At 45.0% G+C, this 21,861-nt stretch carries 16 protein-coding genes; 8 read left to right on the forward strand and 8 right to left on the reverse strand.

What is annotated here, in order from left to right; all coding sequences use genetic code 11:
* Nucleotides 1-42: 42 nt before the first annotated feature.
* On the forward strand, nt 43-243 hold the full coding sequence (locus tag QUB04_RS18520) for a hypothetical protein (protein ID WP_333286535.1): 201 nt from the start codon (nt 43-45) through the stop codon (nt 241-243).
* 252 nt (nt 244-495) lie between these two features.
* Nucleotides 496-2,913, forward strand: coding sequence for an ATP-binding protein (locus QUB04_RS18525; protein WP_333286563.1), 2,418 nt, complete (start codon nt 496-498; stop codon nt 2,911-2,913).
* 269 nt (nt 2,914-3,182) lie between these two features.
* On the opposite strand, the gene QUB04_RS18530 is transcribed toward QUB04_RS18525, so the two are convergent.
* The 3 genes from QUB04_RS18530 to QUB04_RS18540 form a co-directional block, all read right to left on the reverse strand.
* Nucleotides 3,183-4,517, reverse strand: a complete 1,335-nt coding sequence (locus QUB04_RS18530; RefSeq protein ID WP_333286537.1) for a serine/threonine-protein kinase — start codon at nt 4,515-4,517, stop codon at nt 3,183-3,185.
* A 91-nt stretch (nt 4,518-4,608) separates the two neighbouring features.
* Entirely contained in the window at nt 4,609-5,604 is a 996-nt protein-coding gene (locus tag QUB04_RS18535; RefSeq protein WP_333138160.1) for a pentapeptide repeat-containing protein, read from the reverse strand.
* A 181-nt stretch (nt 5,605-5,785) separates the two neighbouring features.
* Nucleotides 5,786-7,477, reverse strand: a complete 1,692-nt coding sequence (locus QUB04_RS18540; RefSeq protein ID WP_333286539.1) for a hypothetical protein — start codon at nt 7,475-7,477, stop codon at nt 5,786-5,788.
* 70 nt (nt 7,478-7,547) lie between these two features.
* Between QUB04_RS18540 and QUB04_RS18545 the strand changes: the two genes are divergently transcribed.
* Together QUB04_RS18545 and QUB04_RS18550 are read left to right on the forward strand one after the other, a co-directional pair.
* Nucleotides 7,548-9,047, forward strand: a complete 1,500-nt coding sequence (locus QUB04_RS18545; RefSeq protein ID WP_333286541.1) for an NAD(P)/FAD-dependent oxidoreductase — start codon at nt 7,548-7,550, stop codon at nt 9,045-9,047.
* The gene (locus tag QUB04_RS18550) at nt 9,025-9,222 is read left to right on the forward strand and encodes a hypothetical protein (protein WP_333286543.1); all 198 of its coding nucleotides are present in this window, start codon (nt 9,025-9,027) and stop codon (nt 9,220-9,222) included. The genes QUB04_RS18545 and QUB04_RS18550 overlap by 23 nt, the downstream gene beginning before the upstream one ends.
* Nucleotides 9,223-10,077: 855 nt before the next feature.
* On the opposite strand, the gene QUB04_RS18555 is transcribed toward QUB04_RS18550, so the two are convergent.
* Nucleotides 10,078-11,088: a leucine-rich repeat domain-containing protein gene (locus tag QUB04_RS18555; RefSeq protein ID WP_333286545.1), complete on the reverse strand. Its 1,011-nt coding sequence runs from the start codon at nt 11,086-11,088 to the stop codon at nt 10,078-10,080.
* A gap of 290 nt (nt 11,089-11,378) precedes the next feature.
* Here QUB04_RS18555 and QUB04_RS18560 point away from each other — a divergent pair, with 290 nt between their 5' ends.
* Entirely contained in the window at nt 11,379-11,837 is a 459-nt protein-coding gene (locus QUB04_RS18560) for an ABA4-like family protein (protein WP_333286547.1), read from the forward strand.
* Between the two features lie 403 nt (nt 11,838-12,240).
* On the opposite strand, the gene QUB04_RS18565 is transcribed toward QUB04_RS18560, so the two are convergent.
* On the reverse strand, nt 12,241-15,162 hold the full coding sequence (locus QUB04_RS18565; protein ID WP_333286549.1) for a GAF domain-containing protein: 2,922 nt from the start codon (nt 15,160-15,162) through the stop codon (nt 12,241-12,243).
* Between the two features lie 338 nt (nt 15,163-15,500).
* Here QUB04_RS18565 and QUB04_RS18570 point away from each other — a divergent pair, with 338 nt between their 5' ends.
* On the forward strand, nt 15,501-16,661 hold the full coding sequence (locus tag QUB04_RS18570; RefSeq protein ID WP_333286551.1) for a quinone-dependent dihydroorotate dehydrogenase: 1,161 nt from the start codon (nt 15,501-15,503) through the stop codon (nt 16,659-16,661).
* A 144-nt stretch (nt 16,662-16,805) separates the two neighbouring features.
* Here the strand turns inward: QUB04_RS18570 and QUB04_RS18575 are convergent, their stop codons facing one another.
* The 3 genes from QUB04_RS18575 to QUB04_RS18585 form a co-directional block, all read right to left on the reverse strand.
* Nucleotides 16,806-17,366 (reverse strand): hypothetical protein, encoded by a 561-nt coding sequence (locus QUB04_RS18575; RefSeq protein ID WP_333138179.1) that lies wholly within the window; start codon nt 17,364-17,366, stop codon nt 16,806-16,808.
* Between the two features lie 132 nt (nt 17,367-17,498).
* Complete coding sequence (locus QUB04_RS18580) at nt 17,499-18,950, reverse strand: anthranilate synthase component I (RefSeq protein ID WP_333286553.1); 1,452 nt, start codon at nt 18,948-18,950, stop codon at nt 17,499-17,501.
* 104 nt (nt 18,951-19,054) lie between these two features.
* Complete coding sequence (locus QUB04_RS18585) at nt 19,055-19,726, reverse strand: aminotransferase class IV (RefSeq protein ID WP_333286555.1); 672 nt, start codon at nt 19,724-19,726, stop codon at nt 19,055-19,057.
* 96 nt (nt 19,727-19,822) lie between these two features.
* Between QUB04_RS18585 and QUB04_RS18590 the strand changes: the two genes are divergently transcribed.
* On the forward strand, nt 19,823-20,209 hold the full coding sequence (locus tag QUB04_RS18590; RefSeq protein WP_333286557.1) for an ElyC/SanA/YdcF family protein: 387 nt from the start codon (nt 19,823-19,825) through the stop codon (nt 20,207-20,209).
* Nucleotides 20,210-20,456: 247 nt separating this feature from the next.
* Nucleotides 20,457-21,827: a transposase gene (locus tag QUB04_RS18595; protein ID WP_333286559.1), complete on the forward strand. Its 1,371-nt coding sequence runs from the start codon at nt 20,457-20,459 to the stop codon at nt 21,825-21,827.
* The last annotated feature ends 34 nt before the right edge of the window (nt 21,828-21,861 follow it).

Below are 21,861 nucleotides of genomic sequence, written 5' to 3' on the forward strand. Positions count from 1 at the left end.
CTAAGTTTTGTCACCTTAATGTCTGGGTGGAGGCCAGCCGATATGGACGCAATAGTAGATTGGACTACGGTAATACCGGGGTATCGCCCGATCGCGCACTTGTACACAGATTCTCGATCGGCTATCGATCCGTTCGTGCGCGTGAAACACCGACAACCCGCCGCTAAAATTCTCAAACCTACGTCGTGGTGGCGGAGGATTTCCGGGACGCGGTGCTGCCACAATCGAATAAAGTTGCATTAGCGACCGTTAATTGCATCGGGAGAAATAGTCCTCAACCGAACAGACATTCTCGACGAACTTGAACGCAGACCGGTTATTTACAAATACATTAAACATTCCAATCTTTCAATTAATCTAGACTGTTATCTGCCAGATGGAGGTGTATAAATTTTAGCAAAAAGAGGCCACGGATGCGGGATATATTCGAGCCGTAATCCGCCGCCAATCGACAGGGGAAATGGAGGCAAACCTTATCTTGGGAATTCTGTTTTGATGCTAGTAACTATGATGCACGACTTTCATGATGCGCTGGCCGATTTGGCACTCTATGCAGATGCCACACCGGCGGAGCGCCAACAAATCCTTAAGCGCGTTGGGGCTAGTCAGAAAAAACTCAAAGAATTCGCGCACCATACGCCGATCAATTACCAACACAAGTTCGATCTGGTTGAGGCAGAATTGCTCGGCGTTTTGGGACAGACAGCAGAAGCAATGGAACTGTACGATCGAGCTATTACCGGAGCTAAAGCTCACGAATATGTCAATGAAGAAGCTCTTGCCTGCGAACTCGCTGCTAAGTTTTACCTGTCATTGGGAAGAGAAAAAATTGCCCGAATCTACATGATAGATGCCTATGATTGCTATGTCCGCTGGGGAGATCGAGCCAAAATTGATGACTTAGAAAAACGTTATCCTCAATTATTAAAACCGATTTTAGAACCCGCAAAACTCCCTGTACATCCCTTAGCAAATTTTCCAACACCTGCTGGGCAAAATCAATCGCTTCATCCATCCATTCATCCATCCATTCCTCCGTCTGTTTCGGCGAGCGTCTCAGATTTCGGGAATTTTTCAACACTGCTAAAAGCTTGTCAAGGGCTCTCTAGTGAAAGAGAACTCGATCGACTGATTGCCAAACTGATGCAACTGGCGATGAAAAATACAGCAGCTAACAAAGGGGCGCTGATTTTGCCAAATGGCAATCAATGGGAAATCGCGGCTACCAGCGCGATCGACAATTCGGGACTCGAATGGGCGATCGACTTATCATCGGCAAAACTCAATGAAAACAGCGATATCTTGCCCCTCACAATTGTTGACTGCGTTAAAAATTTATTGAAACCTGTGATTGTTCGGGATCTCGCACAACAACGTGATTGGGATTCCGACTCCTACATCCTCAAATACCAACCGCAGAGCCTGTTGTGTTGGCCGATTCTCGATCGAGGCAACTTAGTCGGCATTTTGTATCTGGAAAATCGCTTAACCGCAAGAGTTTTTACCCGCGATCGCCTGCAACTTCTCAATCTCCTGTGTTCCCAGGCAGCCATCTGTTTGCAAAATGCTCTACTCTATAAAAAATATCAGGATTACAACCTACAATTAGAGCGATCGCTAGTAAAAATTAGTCGAACCGAAGCTCAGCTTGCAGATCAGAAAACAATGCTCCAAGCGATTCTTGATGTCGCTCCGATTTGGATTTGGATGGTGAATCTCAGTGGTAAAGTACAGTTTTTGAACAAGACATTTTCTCAAGATGTGGGCGTGTCTCTGAGCGATTTCCTAGCTGTCGATCATTATAAAGATATACTGGGGGAGAATGCAGCGGGCTGTCTGGCTTCCGATGCCGCCTGCCTTGCTCAAGATTTGCCGCATTACTCCAGCGAAATTCTCAGACTTGTTGACGGCAAACTACACGATTTAGAAATCACGAAAGTCCAGTTAAAAAATTCCCTGGGCGAGACAATCGGGATTATTGGTTTGGCTGTTGATGCCACCGATCGCAAGCGAGCAGCCGAACTTTTGCAAGAGCAAAATCAACAGCTAGAACGAACTTTAAAAAATTTACAACAAGCACAACTGCAAATCGTGCAAAGTGAGAAAATGTCGGCTTTGGGTAATTTAGTCGCCGGAGTCGCCCACGAAATTAACAATCCGATTGGGTTTATTTCGGGCAATTTAAGCGAAGGTAAGAGAAGTTTGGAAGATGTTATCGAACACTTAGAATTGTATCGCTCCGGTGCATCGCAATCGGAAATAGCCGACCACGCCGAAGAGATAGACCTCGATTATCTTTTGGAAGATTTACCGAAGATGATTGATTCAATGCAGCTTGGGTGCGAGCGCATTTGCAGCATCAGCAACAGTTTGCGTACCTTCTCCCGAGGCGACAAAGACTACAAAGTTCCTTTTAATATTCACGAAGGCATTGATAGCGCTATTTTAATTTTGAAACACCGCCTCAAAGCAAACGAACACCGCCCGCAAATCGAAGTGATAACTAAATACGGCAATCTCCCTAAAATCGAATGTTTTCCCGGTCAATTGAATCAAGTTTTCATGAACCTGCTTGCCAATGCGATCGATGCCTTAGAAGAGTCAAATATAGGACGCACTTTTAGCGAAATTACCGCCAATCCCAACCGCATCACGATTTGCACGGAGCTAGTCGGCGAAGGGTACATTAAAATTAAAATTGCTGATAACGGCATCGGAATCAAAGAGGAAATTAAACAGCAGATATTCGACCATTTGTTCACGACGAAAGGTGTCGGAAAGGGAACGGGATTGGGGTTGACAATTGTCCACCAGATTGCGGTAGAGAAACATGGCGGCAGCATCGAGGTGAAGGGAGAGCTTGGAGTTGGCACTGAGTTTGCGATCGTTTTGCCTGTGAAGGGAGAAAATTGAATTCAAATTCAATGTTTTTTGGGCGATCGCGTAATAAGATATACTGAATTTTATTGGGGTCTTTTTTTGAAAGCCTTGGCATAACTATTTTAAAGTAGCATCATTTTTTTGATCGAGCAGTCTCGTTTACAAGCTGTTGCTACTGTACTTAATGAACCTGGAATATGCTGTATTTTAGACCCCCTATAAGTGAGTGCGTCACCCATTTTTAGTTGCGAGATGTCTATTATACAAAAAAATTAATCACCAAGGCTTCGCCCTACAAAAATTTATCTTAAATTTAACCAATCTTGAATTTCTTGCGCTAACCAAGCCGCCTCAAGCTCTTTCAATTTTTTTGCTAAAATATAAAAGTAAGTTCCCATATCGTTACCTGAACGAATCCTGATTTGATTTCCCTCACCCCTGTCATATATAAAAGTACCCAAAATTTCCGAAATTTCCCCAGTTTGTTGTGAATAAGTCCAACCAAATATCTGATGTTCCAGTTTAAAGTAGTTCCGGTTAAATGTAATTTTATTACCCTGACCCAAAAAATGTACTAATATACTTGCTATAATCGTAAACAATCCTAATCCGATATTTAAATTTAATAGAATAGAAAATGGTAAAATCATGGGCAACATTAGCAGTATAAATAATATTCCTCTAGCAGCAATTGAAAAAGGCTTTCTGACTAAACTAGACGGAATTTTAATGTTTAACTCCGTCGCTGATTTGCTAACTTGAATGCGACTGTGACGCGGTTTAGCAATTTTCCTCACAGTCTCAATTTGAAGATTAGCCCCTTGTATGTTTCCCGATTTCAAAGCTGCTAAAGCCTCTCTAGCCTCGCTGAAACGCTTTTCTAACGCGATTTCTGTCATCTTCTCAATCCAGCTTACCAAACTAGGACTCACACTGACGCGATCGCTAAACTGAATCCGAGAATCTTTCTGTGGCAAATCCGCAGGTGTCGCCCCCGTTAACAAATGAATTAAAGTAGCTCCCAAAGCATACAAATCCGAAGCCGCCACCGCCCGCCCCCAAAACTGTTCTAACGGTGCATAGCCACTCGTTCCTACCACTGTAAACGTTACACCTGTCACCGCCGCTTGAGCTTGTACCGCACCAAAATCTACTAGATAAACGTGCTGATCTTCCCCCAAAATTAAATTACTCGGCTTAATATCTCGGTGCAAAACCGGGGGACTCAATTCATGCAAATAAATTAAAATTTCCAGCACTTCAGTGGCCATTTTTTGCACATTCTTTTCGGAAAATCGCTTGCCTTTTTCTAATAATTCCTGAAGCGAAAACCCCGGAATATAATCTTGCACTAACCCAAACCAAGGCAATCCTGCTCCGGCTTCCCGTTCCAGGGAAAAATAATCTCGATAGCAAGGAATGCGGGGATGATTTAGCGCCTGCAAAACTTGTGCTTCTCGTTCAAAAAGCTTGAGTTCTTCCCACTGCATTTCCGGGCTAAAAGCTAACATTTTCAGCGTCACCTGTTCTTGAGACTCTAAATCTACTGCTAGCCAAGTTTGATGACCGGCCGCTGTGCGTCCTAAACGCTGTTGCAATTGATAACGTTCTTGTAAAATTTTTCCGGGATTTAACACAGCCTAGTCCTATTTTGTTTAAATATATGAAATTTCCTTAACTATTAAATTAACTATTTTGCCGACAGCGTTAAATTGCTAGTACAAGTAATTATCCGTGGATTTCTCCATTCGGCATAATTGTACCGCGCCACTGAGCACCCGTTAAATTAGCAGTGCTCAAATCTGCCCTAATCAAATTTGTGCGGTGCAAAATTGCCTCCCGAAAATCTGTTCTAGCCAGGTAAGCATCAGTCAGATCAGCTTCACTCAAATTTGCCTGATTCAAATTAGCTCGACTCAAATCAGCCCGCACCAAATTAGCTCGACTCAAGTCAGCCATAACTAAATTAGCATTGCTCAACTTAACATCAGGAAGAAATGCTCCCCGCAAGTTAGCGCCAGCGAATTCGGCATCAATTAACACAGCTCTTTCCAACTTAGCATTTGTCATTACAGCCCAGGAAAAATTTGTTTCTACCAAAGTTGCTTCAGTCAAAAATATGCCATCTAAAATAGCTTCGCTCAAATTCGCCTGAGTCAGATTTGCTTCCCCCAGAGATGCTTCTGTCAAATTCGCGTGACTGAGATTAGCTTTAGTCAAATCGGCACCTTGCAAATTGACGCCCCGCAAATCGGCACCTTGCAAATTTGTACCCCGCAAATTTGCACCCTCAAAAATCCGCACCTCCTTCCGCAAATTTGCACCCCGCAAGCACGCCCCGCGCAAATCTGCACCTTGCAAATTCACACCTCGCATATCTGCATCGCTCAAATTTGCATCAATAAAAACTGCCAAAGAGATGTTGGCTTTGCGAAAGTCTGCCCCTTGCAAAGTAGCTCCGTGGAAGTCTGCATCCGACAAATTTGCTCCGCTCAAGTTTGCTTGATTTAAGTTAGCACCGCACAGCTTTGCATTAGTTAAATTTGCGCGCTGAAGGTTAATTCTGCTCAGGTACGACATCGCTAAGTTTGCACCCCAGAGGTCAGCATTACTTAAATTGACGCCAATTAAATCGGCACCGCTCAGGTATACCCCTCTGAGATTCATACCTTGAAAATCTAGTTCTCCTGATGTATATCGCCTTAAAATTTCGCTGGCATTCATATTTTTTTTGTTGTTAATTAGGTACAATCTGCTATTTCTAGACTGCTTAAATTTCTGTTCGCGCAGGCGGACTTAGTTTTTGTAGCCCCAGACTTGAGTCTGAGAAATTTGATGAAATTTCTTGATTTTCAGTTGACGCAGGCCGACTTAGTTTATGTAGCCTCAGACTTGAGTCGAGCATTTAATGAGTTTGATTGACAAATTCTTGACTCCATAAGACTGTTTTGCTACCTAACTGTCGTCCGTGAATTTTCACATGAGTAAGATATTTTGATTTTAAAGTACACAGTTTTTTGTGAATGTATGTAGCTGTAGCCTGTTGGTTTGGTACTTCAGCAGACTCCAGAATGACGTGGAGCCAACCGTCTTTAAATCCTACTGTAGCAGCAATTCCTTTAGGCTGTAGCAATTGATTGATCAATTGGGCGATCGCCTTTGGTTTGCCTTGTTTTGCCATTTCCAGAAGCTGATACTGATTTGCTTTATGGCTAGAGTTGTCCGGCGGTATTTCGGAAATATTGTCCCCCCGGTTTTCGGTGATTTCAGAAGGAGATTGCCCCCTTTCTTTTAACTCCAATTCGCTCAAAATTTCCAGCAATTTATCGGTGAACTTCTGAACTTTTCCTACATACTCTCTGAGATTTTTATATTTCCAATACAAACGCTCCTCTGCACTTCCCGTAGAAAATTTTCCGTTCAAAGCAGCTTCTAACTGGGTGAATATATTTTCTATTTGCGCCGTTGCGGAGTTAGCACTTTGACTGACTAATTCTGTCATTTCTTCTTCCAATCCCAACTTTCGTTTGATGGAATCGCTAATATTTATAATAACAGGAGCCGCCGGTTCTAAAGTTTCGATAATAGTCTGCATTTCTGCAACAGGGAATGTTTCTACCATTTCCTGTCTGAACTCGGTAGCATAATTATTGCTGCTTTCGGGTTCTTTAAACGGTACATTTTCTGCCGTGTCCGGCACTAAGTAACTCTTTTGGGGGTCATAATGATAATGAGGTGGAGCAGGTTGAAGGATGTGAGTAATCTCGCCTGGATCAAAATAATCGGTGCGCCTGTCCACCAGCTCGCTCTGTTCATAAACACTGTTGTTTAAATGTGTCTGATCGTAATCTTCACTAGCCGAAGATTCGGCTTCATGGAGTTCTTCCTGTTGCATTTTTGCGTAACAAGGATTCATCGCTTTGATGATTACGCTCGCAGCTTGGTCGTTTTCATCTCTGTTGTCGAGATTGCTAGCCGTTCTGTACAAATGAGATTCCAGTTCGGCTAGGCTGCCACAGACATTAAACAGTTGTCGCAGCAGAGTGTCAAGTTCTTGAGTTTTCAGCAGTAGCCAGTCGCGATCGCTAAAAGTGAACTCGTGATAAAGACTAGAAAAAATTAGGATTTTCGCCCTCAGCGGATTTGTTTGCTGCAATATTTTTTGTCTGACATCAAATAAAGGGCCGGGGTTTCTTGCCCTTTCTTCGCTGCTGGGTATTTCCGAACTAAAGTGCTCTTCAAATGCGGGAGCTTCCTGACCGCCAAAACTAGATATGTTTATTTCTAATTTGGTGAAATCTTCAAATTCATACAGCCTGCTAAGTTGACAGACTATGAGGTCGGCTACTAAAGCATACTCGGTTTTTTTATTAACCTTAGAGACTATACTATTTAAAACAGCTTCAATATCTTCTAACCTGCTGTATTTGGCGCACAGTTCTTCAATTAAAATCCTTACATCGGCGCTGGCGAGTTGTGCCGGGTCGTTTTCCCAGAAATCTTTACAAGCAAAAAATATTATTTTTTTAATGCGCGAAAGATTCACGTCTTGTTCTAATTCGCGAACAACTTCATCTAAAATAGATAAAGCTTTCATAGTTTTCCTCCCATAAAACTACCCTGTCAACCGTAAGTAAGAAATAATACAATTATACCATATTTGATAAATGCAAGACTTTGATGCGATCGTAATTGGCAGCGGTATTGGCGGCTTAGTCGCAGGCTCGATGCTAGCCCGCTACGGGAAGCGGGTGCTCGTCTGCGAGAGCCACACAATAGCGGGCGGGGCAGCTCACAGCTTTTCGCGCCGGGGATTTCACTTTGATTCGGGGCCTTCTTTTTATTGCGGTTTGACTGACCCCCGGTCGTTCAATCCTTTGCGGCAAGTTTTTGATGTTTTGGAGGAATCGATCGCAGCAATTTCCTACGATCCGCTGGGGCATTACCATTTTCCAGAGGGAAGTTTACCGATTTATGCTGATGCCAGAAGTTACTTAGATGCTGTAGCTAAGTTCGCACCGCAAGGTGCCGTAGAATTGCAGCAATTTCAACAAAACTTATTAGTTTTGTATGAAGCTTTGCGTGGAATTCCGGCTTTAGCGCTGAGATCCGACTGGCAGTTGATACCTGTTTTGCTGTCTCGGTACTCGCCTGCTTTGCTGAAGCTGTTGCCGCTAGTAGGTGCGATCGCTGGTTCAGCAGGTTCCTTGATGGATCGGGACGTGCGTGACCCTTGGGTGCGGCGTTTGATCGATTTGGAGTGCTTTTTGCTGTCGGGTTTGAAAGCGCACGGAACTGTCGCGCCGGAAATAGCTTTTATGATTGGCGAACGATCGCGCTGTGCGATCGAATATCCTGTAGGTGGCAGCGGTGCGATCGTCGATGCTTTAGTCAGAGGTTTGCAGCGCTGGGGAGGAAAATTGCGCCTGGGAACTCCCGTCGAGCAAATATTAGTTGAAGCGGGCAAAACCACTGGCGTTCGCTTGAAAAATGGCGAAATTATCCGCGCCCCAATTGTTATTTCAAATGCCACCGTCTGGGATACTTATACAAAATTACTGCGGCCTGAAGATTTGCCGGAAAGCTACCGAAAAAACGCTTTGTCGATGCCAGCAGTAGACAGTTTCATGCACCTGCATTTAGGAATTAAAGCCGAAGGACTCGAAGGTTTAACCGGCCACCACGTCGTCGTTCACGACAGCAAGATTGACATTACAGTACCCGGAAATACTTGCATGATTTCGATTCCTACAGTGTGGGATGCAACTCTCGCGCCGCCCGGACATCACGCCATTCACGCTTATACATTGGAACCTTACGAAGGTTGGGAATATGGCGAATTGTATCAGCAGAAAAAGCAAGAGCGATCGCAATCTCTGTTTCAAGCTTTAGAAAAAATTATACCCGATTTGCGATCGCGGATAGTCTTAGAGTCGATCGGCACACCGCTAACCCACGCCCGATTTTTGCACCGATATCAAGGAACTTACGGGCCTGCGATTGCCGCCGGAAAAGGCACATTTCCCGGCCCGCAAACACCAGTCAAAGGCTTGTATCGCGTGGGAGACAGCACCATGCCGGGAATTGGCGTACCCGCCGTCGCAGCATCGGGTATTTTGTGCGCGAATACTTTGGTAAATTCCGATGTTACAGCACAATTTTTGTAAGCGAAGGAAGTTCGGCAACGGATTATGTAACGGATGTAACGGATGTAACGGATGTAACGGATGTCAGGAAGAAGCAAGTTCGGCAACGGATTATGTAACGGATGTAACGGATGTCAGGAAGAAGGAAGAAGGAAGAAGGAAGAAGGGAGAAGGAAGAAGGAAGAAGGAAAATTAACTGGTTCCCTGGCTCTGGCTGGGAACCGAGATCCAGAGGCTCTGCCTCGCTGGCAAAAAAACAGGAGGCAGAGCAATAGTGAAATGCGTTCCCAGCCAGAGCCAGGGAACGAGGAAAACGAGGAAAAAACTACTTTTTACAAAATCTGCCTGCTGCCAAAACTGATTATCCACCAGCGGCAAAAGCGCCCATAATTGCGATCGACAAAGCCAAACCTGGCAACAGCAGCAATCCTAACATCAAAGCATCGTGTCCGCTCATCACTTTCTCCTGATATTTACCTTTGACATTATACTCTTTGACACTCCCCTGGCTGAAGCCGAGGGGATTCTTAATTCAGCGACTGACCTTAAAATTTTCTGTCCTTACGGCAATACTTAAACCTTTCAACCGTGGGGATACCACCAATTGACGAGCCTAATTCAGAAGCATCCCAGCGGGTCTATCTCCAAAAGCGTACTAGGATATTTCCCTAGAGTTTGGGTATGCCCTACCCTACTTAACAATTCGAGCGTGAAAAAGTTTATTTGCTGGATTGAAACCTACATTTTCGGTTTCGACTGTTTATAGTGTTTTCGCCGCACTTTGTCCCCCAGTTTATGCCTAAAAGTGTGTCTCATGTCCTGTTTCACGATGGCAAGGGAGTTTAACCCTGACTGTTTCAGTTTACCATACTGTCCCGTTTTGTCCAAAGCTTTTTAAGGAAGTTTTTTGAATTAAAAAGATTGGATTTTGGGTTCATGACTGAGGTAAAGAGAACAGGCAGGATAAATCCTGCAACGCCCTTTCATCCCCGGACTGAAGTCACGGGGTTTTCAGGGTATTCCTTATAAACCGCTATCTCGCCCTTAAGAATTAAAACCGGCATATAGATTCAGGATTGACAGGGCAAATTTTATTAACAATGGGATTACCGCGCAAGTCCAGTGTAGTTAACTTTTGCAACGATTGCAGGGAACTGATATCAGAGATTTGATTGTTGTACAAGTCTAGTAAAAATAAATTATTTAAAGCTTGTAGCGCGCTGCTATCCGAAATCGGATTGTTGAACAAATAAAGTTCAGTCAAATTAGTTAAGGATTTCAGGGGACTGATGTCTGATATTTGATTGTTACCGAGGTTGAGTTCAATTAAATTAGTGAGCGATGTCAAAGGACTAATATCTGATATTTTATTGTGGAATAAAACCAATTTATTTAAGTTTGTTAGAGAAGCCAGCGGAGTCAGGTCAGATATTTCATTTCCGAAGAGAAACAGCGTTTTGAGATTTTTCAAGGAAGCCAGCGGGGTGATATCCGATATTTTATTATTGTAAAGGTAGAGTGTCTGGAGTTCAGTTAAATTTGCCAGAGGAGCGAGATCGGAAATTTGATTTTTGTAGAGAATCAGTGCATTTAAGTTAGTTAAATTTTGCACCGGAGTGATGTCTGAAATTTTGTTTTCAAACAAGACAAGTGCGGTAAGATTAGTTAGACCTGCTAGGGGACTGATGTCTGAGATTTGATTGGTATCGAGAACGAGTATACTCAGATTTATTAGAGATGAAAGCGGACTGATATCTGATATTTGATTGACATCTATAACCAGAGCTTTCAGGTTAGTTAAAGATTGCAGGGGAGCGATGTCAGATATTTGATTACTGCCGAGGATGAGATTAGTAAGTTGAGTGAAAGATGAGAGGGGACTGATATCGGTAATTTGAAGATTTTTGAGGTTAAGTTCTGTTGTATTAGAAAGCAGTTCGTTAGCTCGATCGCACTCGGAAGTCTCTGATATTTGCAACAGTATGTCTACGGTATGTTTGGCGCTGCTCGATAGATTTTCTTTCTGCTTGCACCACTCGGAAAAGTTATTATAAGTTGTCATGGGCTGTGCTGCCTTAATCGATTTTAGATGGGATATTTGAAATTTTAGATATAGCGGTTCTCAAACGTGGTGAGGTATGGGGTGAGTCCTATGCCGATGCCCGATGCCCGATGCCCGATGCCCGATGCCCGATGAGCACCTCATGTTACTGAGAAAGGCTATAAGTATAGCAATTCTATTCCATTTGTGAATGAGATTTTTTTCGGGTTTTGAGAAATTTCAGCAAAAATTGTGTAAAGTAATCTTAACATCCTTAATTGCATTGCCTTCGCAGGAGCCAAGAGCCAACTATGACACCAGAACTAATTTTTAATGCCGGTAATCTGTTCGTTGTGCCTTTCTGGGCAATTATGATTTTATTACCCAACTGGGGAATTACCCGAAAAGTGATGAATTCCTTTATTCCGTTTGCAGTGCTCGCCGTTTTGTACATATATTTGTTTGGTAGCAGTCTGACTGCGGAAAATGCGGCTGCTTTGTCGAATCCCAAGTTAGCAGATATTGCTAAGTTTCTGGGGGAGGAAACGGCGGCGGCTACGGGATGGATACATTTTTTAGTGATGGACTTGTTTGTCGGGCGGTGGATTTATTGGGAAGGACAGCGGACAGGAGTTTGGACTGTTCATTCTTTGGCTTTGTGTTTTTTTGCGGGGCCGATGGGATTGCTTTCTCATATTGTAACTGCTTGGATTACTCAAAGGTTTTTTCCGAATTCTGAGGCGGCGGAAACTGTTACTTCATCGGTTTAGGCAGAGGGTTTTTAATACCTTGGATGTTAATCATTCATAAAAAAATTTGGTAAGTGGGAAACTCAGTCCCTTTAGTTAGTAGGGTGCGTCAGGGCTGAATGTGACGACCAAAGACTAAAAAATTTTCCCCTGACGCACCCTACAATAACTACAATCCTCGATCGCAGCGAGGTAGATGCCGGTTTAGCCTTGGGTGGGGGCGGGTTTATGAAATTATGGGTTTTAGGCAATTATTGTTGGTGAAACCGCCCCTACAATCCTCGATCGCAGCGAGGTAGATGGCGGTTTAGCCTTGGGTGGGGGCGGGTTTATGAAATTATGGGTTTTAGGCAATTATTGTTGGTGAAACCCCCCCCCTACAATCCTCGATCGCAGCTTGGAACTTTTACAAAATTTTACCAGATTAAGAATTGGCTAGGGGCAGCACTAAACTAGCGACAATTAAATTGTTTTCTAACATTTCTATAGAAAAGTTTCCCCCCATTAAGTCTACTGCTCGCTGACAAATTAAGAGATTTTGCACGATCGACCTATGGGAACTAGAAACCGCTAATATATCGGGTTCGGAACCGCCGTTGAACGCAGCAATTAACTGTCGATCGCACGCGCCGCTATCGATCACAGACAATTCTAACAAATCTTCCCCCAACAACTGAGAGCGAATCTCAATCTTGGCGCCAACAGCAGAGCGCCTGCAAGCCGTCGCCAGCAATTCGCACAGTATCAAATCCAGCTTGATACAGTCCCCGCGAACGCTCAAAGTCTGGCCGGCCGGCATCGACACAGCAGCTTCTCTGTGCACTTCCAGCAAGACTTGCGACTGTTTGACCAGGGGGGCCGTTCGATCGATCGATCGCCTCAGCCAAGCGCTCACAGCCACCGCATCTTGTGCGAATTGCAGCCGCCAATGTTCCTGTTTGAGCAGCAAATGAGTTGACCCCAAAGCATTGCCAATTTGTCGCAAAACCTGTTGGTAGCGCAAAATTTTCAGAGCATCCTTTTGTTCCTTCGCCGACTGCAAAATCGACTGACTCAACTCCCCCAACTCCTTCACCCCCGCTCCCACAGTTCGGTAAAACTCCTCAAAACGGCGCTGTTTGTACCAGTTGAGCAACTCCAGATCCAATCGCTGCGACTCGGCGGCTGATTGCACCGCCAAATACCTGCGCCACCAAGCCAACTGAGACGCCATCGAGCTGAGTAAACTCACCGACAACTCCGACCATTGGCGGCCCGGAGCGTCTGCAGCCACCACAACGCCCACCGGAGCGTGTTCTGGGGCCGTCCGCAGCGCCACCGTCATAATCTCGCCAATTCCCGGACTGCGGAGCCACCGCTTTGTCGCCAGTTGCAGTTGGCTCGTGCTCTGTTGCACCACGCAGTTAGCAGCCAGGGTTTGTTGGATCAAAGCATCTGTTTGGACAGGAATCACCGCCTCGGGATTGAGGGCAAATACGGGATTGGCAGCTACCGTCGCCACGATGGAACCTTCCTCATCACCGGGATTCCAAGTAATTACGGCTACTAAAGGACAGGAAATTGTCTGGGAAACGTGTTGAGCAAAGTTACGATCGAGCTTTTCTAGCGGCAACTCTGGGAACATCGTCGGTGAAGCAGCAGATATCTCTTGCTCAGATTGCTCATCAGGAGAATGGTGCAAAACCGCCAAACCCGATTTGATCGATCGCTCAAATTGCTGATATTTGTCGATTGCCGAACTCTGCTGCCACGAGTGCAGGATCAATCCGAGTTGTTCGCCCACTAGCCGAACTAATTCTTGCTCAGATCGCCTCCAAGTGCGAGTTGCACTGTGCCCGACAACCAGCAAACCCTCGATCGATTTGCGATTGGCGATTTTCGATTTGAGATTGGGGTTTTCTCCCTGTTCCTTTTTCGCCCTAGTGTTCGATGCCAAAAGCGATCGCACCCCAGCTTCCCCCAACACTTCCCGCCAAGCGCCCAACCGCCCGTCTTCCTCCCAATTTTCAATAGCTAGAGGTGCACTTTCTTGCAACAGCCCCAAGTCAGCCACATCTAGGGCGTTGAGTGGCGACGGCACTGGCCTGCGATTGCGGGGCAAATGTTGGCAGACAATTTCAAAGCGATTTTGTTCTTCGCCGTACAGCAGCAGCAAAAAGTATTCGCATTTGAGCCGATCGCACAACTGTGCGGCGGTATTTTTCAAAGTCGCCTCCCAGTCAGCATCGCTGTAGATGGCGTGAGCTATTCCGGCAGTTAAATCTCGATCGATCTCAGTTTGTTGAATTTTCTCCTCCATCTCCGACATAGGAGCCGTCAGAGCCACTAACTGCGCCACTCCCCGCAGGTAATGCTTTTCATTGTCTTGCCAAATCCGGGGTTCGCTGGCTTCGACTGCCAAAAATCCCAACAATTCCCCTTCTGAAACAATCGGCGCAGCCAACAGAGAGCGAGCGCGGATTTGCTGCATCAACCGCCCCGTCAGCTCAGTTTTCAGAGAACTTTGAGATTCACCGATCCAAACCATTTCTTCCCGGCCCAAAGCCTGATAAAATTCGCCCAAGTCTTGGACGGTGATGCCCGAAGCCGGTCGGGCCGGCCCGCCCAAACCCGGAGTAACTTCGCGGTTGCTGACTCGGCGCCAAAAATAGCGTCGCTCTCGCTCGAACCAATAAACATTGGTGCGTGTCGGCTCGATAAATTCATGAGTTTGTTCGACCACCGCTTGCAAGTATTGGTCGAGCGATCGCAATTCCCCCAACTGCGAAATCAGCGCAAAAAGAGACTCGTCTGGGTGTTTAACTTGTTGTCGCTGCCAGTCTTTTTCTATTTGGTAAAGAGCAGTTGCCAGCGCTCCAAATACGATCGCCAACTGCGTTTTTTCCCCCGATTTTGGCGACGCTCCCCACACGTCTGTGCCGAGCAAAATCACGCCGTAGCAGCGGTCTTTGTAGCGCAGCGGAAACAGAGTCGTGCCTTGAATATTGAAAGTTTGAGCTGCTTTGCGCCATTCTCCGGCTCGGTTTTCCGATCGCAAATCCGGGACTCCCACCGGCCGGAGCTGAATCACCACTTGTTCCAGCAAATCCCCCGGACTGAGAGCAAACCGCTGTTTGAGAAAAGACTGGTCGCCGTTAGGAGTTATGCCGCCTTTCCCGAACAATCTGTGGGCCTGTCGATCGTACAACCCGATCCAAATCAACCGCCAGTCAAATTCCGCTTGCAAGTAACCGAGTGTGGTCGAAAGTAGCACTTCAACATTCTCCTCTTCTCGGAGAGTCTGGAGAACGCGCTCTAGGGTCGCGATTTGTTCGTCTAAATCCCTTGGTCTTTGCTGCTGCCCCATTTCCAAGCTTCCCCGCACCTTGTCTAATTTAAAATTACTAGCTTAAAAATTCAAAAAATTAAAATGCCAAAGAGTCAACTTATAATATAATCGTCTCATATCAAATCCGTTAGCATCGGAATAGTAAATTCGAGTTCACTGTTCACGGCGTCAACAGTCAACCGTCAACAGTCAACATCATTCCGGTGTAACCGGAAATGATATCACTTATCCTTCAATCTCAAACATTGGATAAAGTCGATCGAAGTTGAAGTAACAACCTCACCTTCACTGTCTGCTCGTGAATATTTTTATGTCCCTTCTCCTTTCTAATTTGTAAATTGCCCCAGTACAAATCATTGGATATTTATCAATCAAGTGTACGCCCGCTGTTGTTTTCCGTATTGAAAACCGATGCCGAGTGGCTGCACAACCGCACTCTCCAACTTCTCGAACTCGCAGCCAGAACCCAGTCAAACCCCGCCACCAGCCAAATGCTCTCTCGATTGCAGAAATCTTTGGGAGTGCAAGATTCTCGCCTCGAACAATCTTTGTGGGGACTGAGCTTTAACAATCCTGTCGGCTTGGCCGCCGGATTTGATAAAAACGGCGTAGCTGCTGACATTTGGGCAAATTTTGGCTTTGGCTTTGCCGAACTCGGAACTGTCACTTGTCAACCACAGCCGGGAAACCCCCAACCTCGCTTGTTTCGCTTGACGGAGGACAGTGCAGCCCTCAACCGCATGGGATTTAACAATCAAGGAGCCGCGGCAATGGCAGCCCGGTTTCAGGCCGCACAGAAACCGTCCCCACTCGATGCCCAGCGCCCCATGCCTCAGTCTCGGTTCCCCTTGGGCATCAATCTCGGTAAATCTAAGGTAACACCGTTAGAGCAAGCAGCAGCCGACTATTTTGAGAGTTTTAAGCTGCTGAAAGATTGGGGCGACTATTTTGTAGTCAACGTTTCGTCTCCGAATACGCCTGGGTTGCGATCGCTCCAAGATGCTGCTGGGCTCAGCACAATTTTGGAAATTTTGCAACAAGAAAATCAGGGAATCAAGCCAATTTTAGTCAAGATTGCGCCGGATTTGGAGTCGGAGGCGATCGTATCAATCCTCGACTTAGCAAAAACCTACCAACTAGCAGGAATTATCGCCACAAATACCACCATCCGCCGCGACGGATTGAAAACACAAATATTGCGAGAAACAGGCAAACCAATCGCCGAAGAAGCCGGGGGAATTAGCGGGCTTCCTGTGCGGGAGCGATCGACAGAAGTAATCCGATTTATCTGGCAATATACAAAAGGCGAATTGCCCATAATTGGAGTTGGTGGCATTTTCACCGCCGAAGATGCTTGGGAAAAAATAGCCGCCGGTGCGAGTTTAATTCAAGTTTACACTGGTTGGGTTTACGAAGGGCCTTGGATGGTGCGTCGGATTCTCCAAGGTTTGTTGCAAAAGTTAGAAGAAAAAGGATTTAATTCGATTTCTGAGGCAGTAGGTTCGGAAAATCAATAGACATAGGAGTGAAAAGCAAGTCTTGGGCAGGATGCCCGATCAATATTACCCTTGTTGCACCCTTCGATCAGTGCATTGAGCAGCCATCCACTCCCGGAAATAATCGCCGCCACCTTTAGTATCTGATTAACTCTTGAAATTTCCTTATAAAGGCACTAGCCGATCGCTGTATTTGATCAAAACTTTATAATCTCGATCGTACCACGCCCTAGGTATCATATCTTGAACTTGAGCGACATCAACAAGCTGGCTTTTCGTTCCGTAGGCAGATTCCGTTTCATAGATGATTTTTTGCTGGAGAATTATCTCTCGCTTGAAGGGAAAAATCATCATAGGAACACCGTATTTTTGCAGGGGAGGCAAGTAGTTTTCAAGTAAGGAAATATCTACCGGATAGCCTCGACAAAGGTCAACGGTTGAATAAACTGCCACTATCAATTTACCGTCTATATATGTCCAGCCAGCTTCATACAACTTGCTGATGTTTAGACAGTCTTTATAGCAGTTGATTGTACCTCGTTGAGGATGATACACAGGAATCAGCCATTCAGGGGCTTTGTTAATTGCTTCTGCTTTTCCTTTGCGATCGTGATAGTGAGCTTCTCCAACAGCTAACCAGCTTTGGCAGTCTCGTCTAATATCCATGAGTTCACCCAGAATCTGACTCACTGTGCGATCGCTAAAAAAACTATCAGGCAACACCATACCAACAGTTCCCTAACATTAATACTACAAAATTTTTTTGTTTTTCCTCGATTTCAATCAGTATTACATCAAAAGTAAATCGGGTATCGTAATCTTCAATAATCTTAACAACTCGATTTAGCTAAGACGCATCTAATCAAATATTTCTGCTAACTTCAAAGCATTAACTTGAGCTTGAGCTTTATGCAGCGACTCCTGCCATTCCCTTTCTGGATCGCTATCAGCAACAATCCCCGCACCCACTTGTCCCCAAACAACTCCCCCCGTCGTACCGTCACTTTTTGGTGCATATAAAAGGGTGCGAATCAAAATATTTAAATCCAGGTTGCCGCGCCAGTCCAAATAACCGCAGGAACCGTAAAATAAATTGCGCTTCACGGGTTCCAATTCTTCGATGATTTCCAGACAGCGCACTTTCGGACAACCTGTAATCGTACCGCCCGGAAATACCCCTCGAATTAAGTCGATCGCGTCGCAATCTCGTCTTAATGTACCGATAACATTACTGACGAGGTGCATCACGTGACTGTAGCGTTCAATCGTCAGAAATTCGTTAACTTTTACCGAACCCCATTCACACACCCTCCCGATATCGTTGCGCTCTAAGTCAACTAACATAATATGTTCGGCTCTTTCTTTGATATTCTCTATTAATTCCTGTGCTAACTGCTCATCTTGAATGCAGGTTAAACCTCGCGGTCTCGTTCCCGCGATCGGTCTAGTATCCACTTTTTTTCCTAATAATTGAACCAGTCTTTCCGGCGAACAACTAACTATCGCCCCCCACGGAGTTTGCCAATAACTTGCAAAAGGCGAAGGATTGATCTGTTGCAAAGCGCGGTAAATTGACCAACTACTGCAATCTGTACGGGATTCAAACCGCAAAGATAAATTAGCCTGAAAAATATCGCCCGCATGAATATACTTCTGAGCTTTTTGCACTATTTCTTTATACTCACTTTGAGATAATTGGAAAATAGGAGTAGCCGAATTTTGTTGAGAATTTTCCGGTAAATTATTCTCGATTATTTCTGGCTTGGTTTGCTCTAATTGATGCTGCATAACATCGAGGTGAGAAGGTTGACTCGCAGCCAACCAGAGAATTTGCGTTTGATGGTCTAAAACCGCAAAAGATTCTGGTTCGTACCAACAGCTAACCGGGAAAGGAAGCGGATCGGTATTGAGTTGGGGCAGGTGTTCGATTTCCCATGCTAAATCATAACCTAGCCATCCCAACCAACCCCCACTAAAAGGAATTTCCGGCGGTACATTCACTGCTAAATTTTGCTCTTGAGAGTCCAAAAGAGCGCGCAAAAAAGGTAAAATTTCCCCGACTGGCGGTGTCCATAGCTGAGATTGACCATCAATTATCCGGGGAGAACCTGCACAAATAGAATATCGTGCCAAGTTAGTAGAAGATGTAACTGGACTTTCTAGCAGAACGGCCATATCGCGGGGGAAACAATCCGATATTGAGCTTGCACTGTCGGCGGTTTGACCTAGAAATAAAGTTTGAAAAATCTCCGATCCGCTGCGCTGATTTAGGGGAAGCTTTCGCCAATGCCAAGGTTGTATTTTTTTCATTATAGATTGCACTATGTTTAACACTTTCAGGACTTACGCAAAATGTCAATTCTGTAGTAAGGTGCACAGTTCGCACCCTCTTAAAATCGATTAAAAGCGTTATCTCAGTAATTACTGACAACTTTCCAAACATCTCGGCTTGCTTCTTTTTTGAGGCGTATCCAACCCCTAACGGAGTTAATGAGAAATAGAGTTTCGGTACGGCGCAAATCATCTAAGGTAATTAATTCTTCTCTGATTTTTCCCTCCTCTAAAAGTTGACAACGAAACGTCCCCGGTAATAAACCGCACTTGAGGGGAGGTGTGATTAGACCTGCGGGTGTATCGATCGCGATATTGGCGATCGTGGATTCGGTGATCACTCCATCTTGATTCCACAGAAAGACATCCTGATATTCGGGCTGCGACTCCAAAGCCATTGTATAAGGCAATCGGTAAGTTGTCTTGTGGTAAAGAAATGGGTTTTGAGAATCGATCGGTTGGCGGGCAATTCCCACAGATGCACCGATTTTTAAGATACCGCTATCTAGTGTCTGAGCTTGTAATGTTATGTTTCCCTCACAAGATATTGTTAACCGTATTTTTTGTTTGACTGACCCGCAATTCATACTTAATGCTTGTAAAGCTTTGCTTGTTTCTGTTAGCGATAGGGGAAAATTAAAATAATCTGCCGATCGCTCTAATCTTTGAAGATGTCTGTCTAGCAAAAAATAGCCGTTTTTGGGTTGCCATAAAAGTGATTCCAGCAATTCAAAGTTTGGCTGGTGTTGAATCATATTTTTGTCAATATAATGTAAATTCGGCAACAAGACAATTATTAGACCCGCGAAGCGGTCTGTTTGTGTAATTATATAGGAAGTTAACTTGAATTTATGTTGCCTAAATCCTTTAGATTTCAATGGCGCCTTGTCATCGGGCTGTTAATATTAACCTCAGCGATCGCACCTCTAGCCCTCAACTACTACGTCCGATTTGTTACCCGCAACTACCGCCACAGCGATATAGCTAATGTGCCGGCAGAACCCATTGCTATAGTTTTTGGTGCCGGACTTTGGGAAGACGGCACTCCAAGCCCCATGTTAGCCGATCGAGTGCAAGCAGCCGTCGATTTGTACAAAGCGGGCCGAGTGGACAAACTTTTGATGACAGGAGACAATAGCACGGTCGATTACAACGAAGTCCAAGCAATGCAGGACTACGCCGAAGCCCAGGGCGTACCGATTAATAATATCGTTCTCGATTATGCGGGATTTAGCTAGTCAGACGGGAATCCCCACACGCTTGTCGCTTCGATTAGTGTGGGATGAGAGGCGCGTGAATCGAGGATTCCACATTTTCATGTCCTAGCCAGCATAGCGGGCGAGCAATGAAGGTGTGGATGACGAGATGAACAAATCTTTATTTACAAACATCGTTATTTGACATAAATTATTAAATCACTACTTGACTTTGTATAGTATTTCCTGGTATTTTTATTACCAGCAAATGCGTAAAGGTCGTAGCGCAATGAAAGTGACATATCAGTATAAGTTCTATCCCGAAACCAGTCAAAAGCTAACCCTCAATCATTGGTTGAGAATTGGTCGCTATTGGTACAACAGACAGCTAGGCGATCGATTTGATTGGTGGGCAATGAACCGCACTGCTATAAACGCTTGTCCATTGGTTGCTAGCATCTCTGCGCCTCGTGAAAGGCCAAACTACTACTCTCAAAAACAACAATTGCCCGTCATTAAAAAAGACTTAACAAAAGTCTTCCACAGTGGTGAACTATTGGACTTTAAACAGGTAGACTCAACTATCCTGCAAGATGTCTCTAAGCGAGTGGATAAAGCGTTTGAACGGTTTATTGTAGGGGATAGTAAAGGCGGGCGATCGGGTAAACCTCGATTCAAGGCTGAAGCGGATTACCGGACGATGACTTTTTCTACGGCTAACAGCGACTGGATTAAGTTGGTTCGCAAGAATTGGTTTTATATCCGATTGCCGAAGTTGGGTGTCATAAAAGTTCGGATGCACCGCAGGGTCCCCGATGGATTCACTGTCAAGCAAATTAGTGTAACTAGAAAGGCTGACGGTTGGTTTGTCCAGATAATGCTTGAAGATTCTTCAGTACCCCAATTCACGTCCGACAAAGTTACCCCAAACTGGGGCAATTCAATTGGGTTGGATGCGGTACTGCATGAAGATGTCTATTTAGCAACATCGTCAGGGGAAAAGTTACCTTCGTTGAAACCGCTTCGCAAAAACCAAGCTAAGTTAGACCGTATTTCAAGGAAGCGGAACAAACGGAAACGCGGCTCTAAAAGCCGACGCAAATTAGCCAAAAAAGAAGCGAGACAGCACCAAAAAATAGCGCGTTCTCGCCAAGATTTCCACTACAAAACAGCTCACAGACTTGTGAGGTCTGGAGCTAAATTCTTTTTTCACGAGGAGCTGAATCTAAAAGGCTTAACGAAGCGGAATAAAGTTAAGCAAGACGATGAGGGTACTTACCTCCCAAACGGTCAATCAGCTAAATCAGGACTAAACAAGTCTTGGTTGGATGCTGCGTTTGGTCAATTTTTTAAGACGCTGAAATACATAGCCGAAAAAGCTGGGTCAGCCGTCGTGGAGCAAAAACCTGCTTACACCTCAATGCTTCTGTGCTATCGGAATGAAATTGTTTTCACCGATTGCGGTATGCGAAGCTATTGGGATGAGCAACATTCTTTAATGGTCGATCGTGATGTTAATGCCGCGATTAACTTAAAGAAATTGGGGTTGGACATTTTCCCCACAATAAAACGCCGTAGCGAGAATCTTTCTATAGTAGGAACTATAGATAATAGTACCGCGAAGGAAATTTTGCACGCGCGACCTGAACTGGTCGTTTAGTCCGAGGAGCCCACTCCTCTAAGGGTTTCACACC

The organism is Microcoleus sp. D2_18a_B4 (assembly GCF_036702475.1).
Lineage (GTDB): Bacteria > Cyanobacteriota > Cyanobacteriia > Cyanobacteriales > Microcoleaceae > Microcoleus.

Excerpts from the sequence above, each read along its gene's own strand:
- QUB04_RS18520 (WP_333286535.1), top strand. The coding sequence starts at position 43 with ATGGACGCAATAGTAGATTGGACTACGGTAATACCGGGGTATCGCCCG.
- QUB04_RS18525 (WP_333286563.1), top strand. The coding sequence starts at position 496 with ATGCTAGTAACTATGATGCACGACTTTCATGATGCGCTGGCCGATTTG.
- QUB04_RS18535 (WP_333138160.1), bottom strand. The coding sequence starts at position 5,604 with ATGAATGCCAGCGAAATTTTAAGGCGATATACATCAGGAGAACTAGAT.
- QUB04_RS18540 (WP_333286539.1), bottom strand. The coding sequence starts at position 7,477 with ATGAAAGCTTTATCTATTTTAGATGAAGTTGTTCGCGAATTAGAACAA.
- QUB04_RS18545 (WP_333286541.1), top strand. The coding sequence starts at position 7,548 with ATGCAAGACTTTGATGCGATCGTAATTGGCAGCGGTATTGGCGGCTTA.
- QUB04_RS18550 (WP_333286543.1), top strand. The coding sequence starts at position 9,025 with ATGTTACAGCACAATTTTTGTAAGCGAAGGAAGTTCGGCAACGGATTA.
- QUB04_RS18555 (WP_333286545.1), bottom strand. The coding sequence starts at position 11,088 with ATGACAACTTATAATAACTTTTCCGAGTGGTGCAAGCAGAAAGAAAAT.
- QUB04_RS18560 (WP_333286547.1), top strand. The coding sequence starts at position 11,379 with ATGACACCAGAACTAATTTTTAATGCCGGTAATCTGTTCGTTGTGCCT.
- QUB04_RS18565 (WP_333286549.1), bottom strand. The coding sequence starts at position 15,162 with ATGGGGCAGCAGCAAAGACCAAGGGATTTAGACGAACAAATCGCGACC.
- QUB04_RS18575 (WP_333138179.1), bottom strand. The coding sequence starts at position 17,366 with ATGGTGTTGCCTGATAGTTTTTTTAGCGATCGCACAGTGAGTCAGATT.
- QUB04_RS18580 (WP_333286553.1), bottom strand. The coding sequence starts at position 18,950 with ATGAAAAAAATACAACCTTGGCATTGGCGAAAGCTTCCCCTAAATCAG.
- QUB04_RS18585 (WP_333286555.1), bottom strand. The coding sequence starts at position 19,726 with ATGATTCAACACCAGCCAAACTTTGAATTGCTGGAATCACTTTTATGG.
- QUB04_RS18590 (WP_333286557.1), top strand. The coding sequence starts at position 19,823 with ATGTTGCCTAAATCCTTTAGATTTCAATGGCGCCTTGTCATCGGGCTG.
- QUB04_RS18595 (WP_333286559.1), top strand. The coding sequence starts at position 20,457 with ATGAAAGTGACATATCAGTATAAGTTCTATCCCGAAACCAGTCAAAAG.